Genomic DNA, 6,802 nt, shown 5'->3' with positions numbered 1-6,802 from the left:
TTAGCTCGTTTCTTTTTGACCTTGATAAACCCTATCATCACTTTCAAAGTTACGTTGCCCTTTCAATGAACTTATTTCTAAGTACACTCTACCCTGGGGCAACTCAGTACGCACAGCAAGAGGATAACGCGCTAAAGCGACGTTATTAACCACAACCTGTTGATTATCATTATTTTAACCCTATTAAAGATATGCAGATTTTGTTTCATTGGGTCAAATGCCTTCGGAGGCCCTTATTTATATAGAACAAATTGGGACAATCAGGCAATTCAAGATGTGTTTTTGTTGCCACAAAAACGATCTTGCTTTGCTCCCGATGGTTGCAAAGTGGCTTATATTTTTTTCTTGCCACACCTAACCCAATTGCAGTAGTTGTGAATAGCTATCCGCTTACAAACATTTGTTATCGGATATTGGCCACTATAGCACCAGATTATGTCTAATTTATTAAGTGCTTTAAGGCTTTATCCAATTCCTTATATGTACCGCTTCCTCCTCCTTCTAGAAAAAACTTTATTTTTCCATCGGTTCCAATAATGAAATGTTTTGGATAAGATAAGTCGAAAAAATCTTTGGTCGAATTTGTTGTAACGAATTGTTCATACTTAAACTCTCTCTTGACCAAGAATCTTTTTACTTGACTATCCGTATTATCTGCAACAGCCACAAAAGCAATATTTCTATGTTTTGAGTACTTTTCAACTAATGTGTTTAAGCCAGGCATTTCGGATATGCAGGGTTTACAATTTGTATTCCACCAATTAAGAACTAGTATTTTATCTTGGTACTTATCGGTGTTTGATTTTGTCCCGGAGAGCGAGGTGAACCTTAGATTTGGGAGCTTATTACCCAATTTAAATTTATCAATTCCAATTATCTCCATTCTCTGTATCGTTTTCTCATATCCATTTAACCAATTATAGGACAATAGATTGTTATTCTCATTGAGATTTATAACAAATTTGACCTTCTCGGGTCTGTCTTTTCCTAGTATCAATTCAGACAACCCTTCATAAGTCGAAGATCCTGTTTTTGTTAAAGGGAAACCAGATGTTAATGTCAGTAGTGAATCATTATTTGTTATGGCCGACCAATAAAATTTATGCCTTTTATTCTCTGCTATTCCGAAATAAACCTGTAACGTGTCAATCCCCGTGGCAAGTTGAGCTGTTTTGACCTCTGATTGTCCGTACTGCCCATAAAAGTCAAAAAATTGCTTCACGACTTGGGGATAACCCTGTTCTAGTTGAACTTGAGTCCTTTTAAATTCATCTTGTCCACGAACTAATATGCTCAAAAACAACATATATATCAATAGGATTCTTCTCATTTTTTTTTTAAGTTTAGAGTTTTAATTAAAAAAAGTAATACTATACAATCAATAGCTTAATTTCAAAGTTCAAATAGCTGGTTTATATTAATGACTATTCAAACCAGTTGAACCGTTCGAATGGATTATTTTGATCCCACCCTCTCAACATAATTTTAGAAAACTGATTTACAGCAACATATTGATGCATTACTCCTTTTTCAAAATAAGTTCAATTACGCCATTACATGCTTCTTCTCCATATTTCTCAATCGCTTGGTGGCTTTTGTAAACATTTATTGAAGCAATTTCATTGTGTTCAATTTTATCAAACTCAGTTTTGGACATTTTCTTACCATCCACGATATATAGTGGGACTGTATCTCCAATATAAAATGGAGACTGTAGGTTGCTTTTATCAATGATAGGAAAATCACCGCTATGCTCCTTGTCATAGTTCACCGGTCCATATTTTTTAGTGTCCTCCTGAATTGAATCTAATGATTTCACCTGGGCTATTGTCTTCACATTAAACAGAAGGGTAAACCCCGCAAGCAATGGTAAGATAAAGGCATACTTGAATGAGTTTTTTCGCTCAGATCTGTTTTGGTTTAACATAATGATTCGTTTTTTAATAGATGTGTTAAAAAATGGAGCAACCAAAGAAGAATGCTTTTCACCAATACTCGTTCTTAACAGTAGATATTGATATTCCGTCTTATTGGTCATTTGGGCAATCGTATCGGTATCCGCCAAGTATTCCAGATTGTCGTCCAAACAGGCCTTGTACCACCATATAAACGGATTGCACCACTGAAAAGTGCTAAAAAGATGCATAACGATAATATCTATTGAATGTCTCCCTTCAGCATGGACTTTTTCATGTGCAAGAATTGTCTTTAGCTCGGATGTAGAATGGAGATCTGGATTATAAACTATATACCTAAAGAAAGAAAAAGGAGAACTCTGTTTATCGGTTTCGACCATTATGAACTTTCCTTCTTCATGCTTAATACTCTTGTCAATCAACCTATTTAAGGAAAATAATTGTAGGGCAAATCGCATGGCAAGGAGGAATGTGCCGGCGATATATAAATAAAATAGCAATGAAAGCCAATCGAAGTTGATCCCATTTTCTAGTGGGGCCAGTGTATAATTTGCACTATTGCTAAGATTTGTAGGCACTGGTTGTAGCCAAATGGTATTGGTAATGATTAGTAAGGGAAGTAGAATTGATATTCCCAACCCAGTCAAGAGAAATATTCGGTTGGCCTTAAAAAATGTTTCCTCTTTTAGAACAAGTAAATAGAACAACAGAAAAAGAGCGGTAATTCCTGAGGACTTTAAAAGATAGACAAGAAACTGTTCCATGTTATTTATTCTTTTCGATATTTGCTATTATTTCCTTTAGCTCTTCTACCGAAATTTTTTCTTCCTTGGCAAAGAATGAAACCAGACTCTTATAGGAATTCTCGTAATAATCAGAGATCGTGGAATTAATAAACTTTGCTCGATACTCTTCCTTTGAGATCAAAGGATAATACCTGTGGGTATGCCCAAAGGCCTCATGGTCCACATATTTTTTTTCTTCCAATTGTCTTACAAGGGTAGATAAGGTGTTGTAGTGCGGTTTATCGCCTTCTACCTGAGCCAAGATTTCTTTAACAAAAGCTTTTTTGAGTCTCCAAAGCACTTTCATCACCTCTTCTTCTTTATTGGTCAATTTTTCCATAGGTAGTTTCATTTGAATTCAAACTTATAACTATTTTTTCAGTTATAAAACTATTTTTATAGTTAATTAACTAGTTTTTAAGTTAACAAAATAATGTTGTTTAACTTAAAAATCTTGGTCAATCGTCAATTCGTACCCTTAAGTATTTCATAAACCAATAAATCAGTCGGGCTGAAGACTTCTTGCAAGAAATATATAATCTACAATTGGAAGTGAAACATTAACAACACTTTAAATCAACTTCAAATTAACCATAAATAGATCTGTAATGTCATTGTGCTCCGAATCAAAAGCACAATGCGCCCTAATTCGATTTTATTTAACGCTTATCCGCCCGAACACTATAAAATCGAATCAGGATCCATGCGCAGTTAAGTTATGGTAAGATTTGGGAATGAATTAGTCTAACGATCCAATTTCCAACTCTTTATTCAGCAGAAAGATTTTGTATGTCCGTAACAACAAGTTTTTCAATTGCATCGTAGCTCGCCAATTGCTCTTCTGGTAACAAGCTATCGACAAGTTCCAAAACTGTGGCGACGGATAATTTTTTGGAACAATGGGAATATCTTGTGGAACTAAATCCGTTTTCGTTTTCAAGAGCCAAAATGCAGACCTTCAAAAGACATGAGATGATATAACGCAGATGGTCATTGTCGCTCACTTCAAAACTAATCTCTTTGAAATGGATTCCTCTCCTTATCTTGTCGCTTTCTCCATTTCGTGGGTGTAATATCCCTTTTACGGCTTCCAATAATTCCTTATACCTATTGTCCATTAGACCTTTTATTATTATAATTATTATGTTATAAATTATTTAAATTTCAAATTAGCCAAGGATACCATAAGACCCCAAAATCCTGTCATCTTCCAAATTCTGTTTTTCTTTTTCCTTTTTCATGGCAATTTGTATTTACAGATATTGTTCACCCCTCAACCGTCAAGATCGTGTACAATGGAGTCTTTTAAGAGTTTTAAGTTGCCGACTTCCCAATAGAATCGATTCGTTGTGGAACCTTTCGCACAAGTTATAAGCTTTATCTACATCGTCTTGGGCTATTACTGTAGAACTCCTATTACGCATCTGTCGGTTTCCCATACATAGTAATCGAAAAATTCGTTTTGTTTCGAACTGTCGTTGTGAAAATATCCTCTGGGGCAACTCTGAAATCACTCCACAAAAATGAAGTAAATGGTCCATTGGGTAATAAACCGGGCTGAATTCCCAGAAAAGATATACTATCCCTAGAAACATCTGCTCCAAAGCATAATGAAGTAAACCTAATTGGGCGGACGGATCTACGTTCATATCTATTCCATCATTGCCTACAGTAGTCAGTAGGTAACCGGCTCGCCTGTTCCTTCTTTTCCATTCGGCCTTGATTTCCGTGTACATGCTTTTATGGAGTATCGGACTAAATTTGCTGTAAAGGGACAAAGATTCATCGACCTTATAAATACATGGGGCGTGGTTCAATATTCTCGTCAAAAAATTGTTGCCCTCGTCCACTCTATCAATTACATCCTCAATAATAAAAGTTATAGGGTATACCTTGCATTTATAGTGCATCTTCTCCAAAAGTATTTCCGTTACTTGAGTTGTGTTCAACAAAAAGGATCTTAAGGACACCAGAACTAAGGTATAAACAGCAAAGCCCTCAGAACTCGTTCTCAGGGGTGGCGTAAATGCAGTTGTTTCTTTAACTGTTTCCTTCAACCCCAGTACATAAATGGAATGGATGGGCAGGATAGATTTAATCGAATCCACAAGTTCTCCAATATAGGGAAACTGTGTAAAGCTATTTGATTCCATGATTTTACTATTTTCATATAAACTAAGCACAGATTCATCATGTAGCCCACCAAATGAACTTGTAAAATACCAAGTAAAAATTGTATTTTACGGATTACAAATTGAGGGAAAAATAATATATTTGAATTATGGAGACTATAACTAAACCTAACCATATTGGCAAAAAGATCAGCCGCATTAGAGAGCTAAGGGGCATGAAACAGGAAGCATTGGCCATGGAGCTTGGAATTAGCCAACAATCTGTATCCAATTTGGAACAGAGTGAATCAATCGAGAAAGAAAAACTAGAACAAGTGGCCAAGGCCTTGGGTGTATCTAGTGAAGCTATTGAAAACTATAGCGACGAAGCAGTTTTTAATAATATTCAAAATAACTATGATGGATCGGTCATAAATGCAGGGCCTGCTGTAAATCATTTGTGCAATTTTCACCCACTAGACAAACTAATTGAAGCCTTTCAAGAAAAAGAAAAACTCTATGAACGGCTTCTACAAGCTGAAAAAGAAAAGGTTGCCTATTTGGAACAGCTTCTAAAGACTAAATAAAGGCCTAGTATATTTATAATATTCAAAAAGGGAACTGTGGTCAACTTTTCCCTTTTTATCTTCCTAAGCACTTTGGCTCTCCCTTTCCTTAAACCTCATCAATAGATTGCCTATATCCTCACTTATCTTGGATTCCACAACCCGTGCATATATCTGTGTGGTGGATAATTTGGTATGGCCCAGAAGTTTTGAGACTGTTTCAATAGGCACCCCGTTGGACAGCATTACCGTGGTAGCAAAGGTATGCCTGGCCACATGGAAGGTAATGTTCTTATAGACTCCGCATGCTCCTGCTATTTCCTTGAGATAGGTATTCACCTTCTGGTTGGAGCATATGGGAAGCAATCCATTGTGGGTAGGGTAATCCCTATACTTTTCCAAAATCTCCCATGCTTGGGGAAGAATAGGAATTTTGACCAGCTCGTCCGTTTTTTCCCGTTTGGTATAAATCCAGTTCCGGTCATCTATCCCCTTGGTGATCTTTGCCCTCGTTAGTTCCCTTACATCCACATAGGAAAGTCCGGTATAACAGGAAAACACAAAACAGTCCTTAACCTGTTGCAATCTATCCTGTTTGAATTCCGTTTCCTCTATCAGCCTTAATTCCCTTTGGGTCAGGAACACCCGATCGAATTTGTTGAACTTCAATTGGAACCTATCAAAGGGGTTTTTATTTACCCATTCCAGTTTCACGGCAAGGTTTACCATCTTTTTGAAACGTTCCAAATGTTTCATAACTCCATTATTGTTGAGGCACAGCTGTTTCTTTTTGTCCGTGCACCTCCTTAAATAATGTTCCAGGTCCAGTATAAAACGATAGTTGAGCTGCTTTAGATGGATATCCTCCTGTTTGAACTTGTACTTCAAGAATCGCTTTAAGTATTTTTCCGTGGTATAATAGTTCTTCATGGTACCGGGCTTCAGAACATACACCATATTCCCGTTGTGATACTCGATAAGGTCCATCAAAGTCCTGCTTACCTTATCTTCACCCAGAAAACGCATTTTTATAGCGTTGGAGGACACTATCTTGTCCTCGTGGACAAGTTGGCCGTGGCATTGAAGAAGTTTGGCCTGCACCTGGTCCAGATAGGTGTTCAGGTTACGGATCTCCTCCGACCTGCCCCTACCCCTGCCCTTGATGCAGTCCCATTGGCCCGCATCGATATTTCGCTTTAAACTGATCTCCGCACGTTTGCCCAAAATGGTGATACGGACATAAATGGATAGGAGGTTTTTTAAGCTCCTGGATTTTCTTGTAAAAAAGATTACCGTAAAGGGGATCAATCTCAAAACTTGGGTCTAAAGAAAAAAGTAATTTTCTTTGTGCTTTAAATTACATTGATGAATAAAGGCACTGAGTTATCCTTGTTAAGTTTAATATTACCAGAAGGAATATTAGA

7 protein-coding genes are annotated in these 6,802 nt (G+C 36.9%); 1 reads left to right on the top strand and 6 read right to left on the bottom strand.

Features of this window, described 5'->3' with window-relative positions:
* Positions 1–439 precede the first annotated feature (439 nt).
* From QSE00_RS24875 to QSE00_RS24855, 5 genes are all read right to left on the bottom strand, one after another.
* Positions 440–1,330: a TlpA family protein disulfide reductase gene (locus QSE00_RS24875; RefSeq protein WP_286107976.1), complete on the bottom strand. Its 891-nt coding sequence runs from the start codon at positions 1,328–1,330 to the stop codon at positions 440–442.
* A gap of 189 nt (positions 1,331–1,519) precedes the next feature.
* Positions 1,520–2,680, bottom strand: coding sequence for a M56 family metallopeptidase (locus QSE00_RS24870; protein WP_286107975.1), 1,161 nt, complete (start codon positions 2,678–2,680; stop codon positions 1,520–1,522).
* 1 nt (position 2,681) lies between these two features.
* Positions 2,682–3,041, bottom strand: a complete 360-nt coding sequence (locus tag QSE00_RS24865; protein ID WP_286107977.1) for a BlaI/MecI/CopY family transcriptional regulator — start codon at positions 3,039–3,041, stop codon at positions 2,682–2,684.
* Positions 3,042–3,468: 427 nt separating this feature from the next.
* Positions 3,469–3,819, bottom strand: a complete 351-nt coding sequence (locus tag QSE00_RS24860; RefSeq protein WP_286107974.1) for a hypothetical protein — start codon at positions 3,817–3,819, stop codon at positions 3,469–3,471.
* Between the two features lie 162 nt (positions 3,820–3,981).
* Complete coding sequence (locus QSE00_RS24855; RefSeq protein ID WP_286107973.1) at positions 3,982–4,854, bottom strand: hypothetical protein; 873 nt, start codon at positions 4,852–4,854, stop codon at positions 3,982–3,984.
* A gap of 128 nt (positions 4,855–4,982) precedes the next feature.
* Between QSE00_RS24855 and QSE00_RS24850 the strand changes: the two genes are divergently transcribed.
* Positions 4,983–5,399: a helix-turn-helix domain-containing protein gene (locus tag QSE00_RS24850; RefSeq protein WP_247098125.1), complete on the top strand. Its 417-nt coding sequence runs from the start codon at positions 4,983–4,985 to the stop codon at positions 5,397–5,399.
* Between the two features lie 63 nt (positions 5,400–5,462).
* On the opposite strand, the gene QSE00_RS24845 is transcribed toward QSE00_RS24850, so the two are convergent.
* Complete coding sequence (locus QSE00_RS24845; protein ID WP_286107972.1) at positions 5,463–6,692, bottom strand: site-specific integrase; 1,230 nt, start codon at positions 6,690–6,692, stop codon at positions 5,463–5,465.
* Positions 6,693–6,802: the final 110 nt, after the last annotated feature.

Origin of the sequence: Arenibacter flavimaris, assembly GCF_030291335.1 — a bacterium.
GTDB lineage: Bacteria > Bacteroidota > Bacteroidia > Flavobacteriales > Flavobacteriaceae > Arenibacter.
Note: the sequence above shows the minus strand (reverse complement) of the source record. Positions and strands in the feature narration are given on the sequence as shown.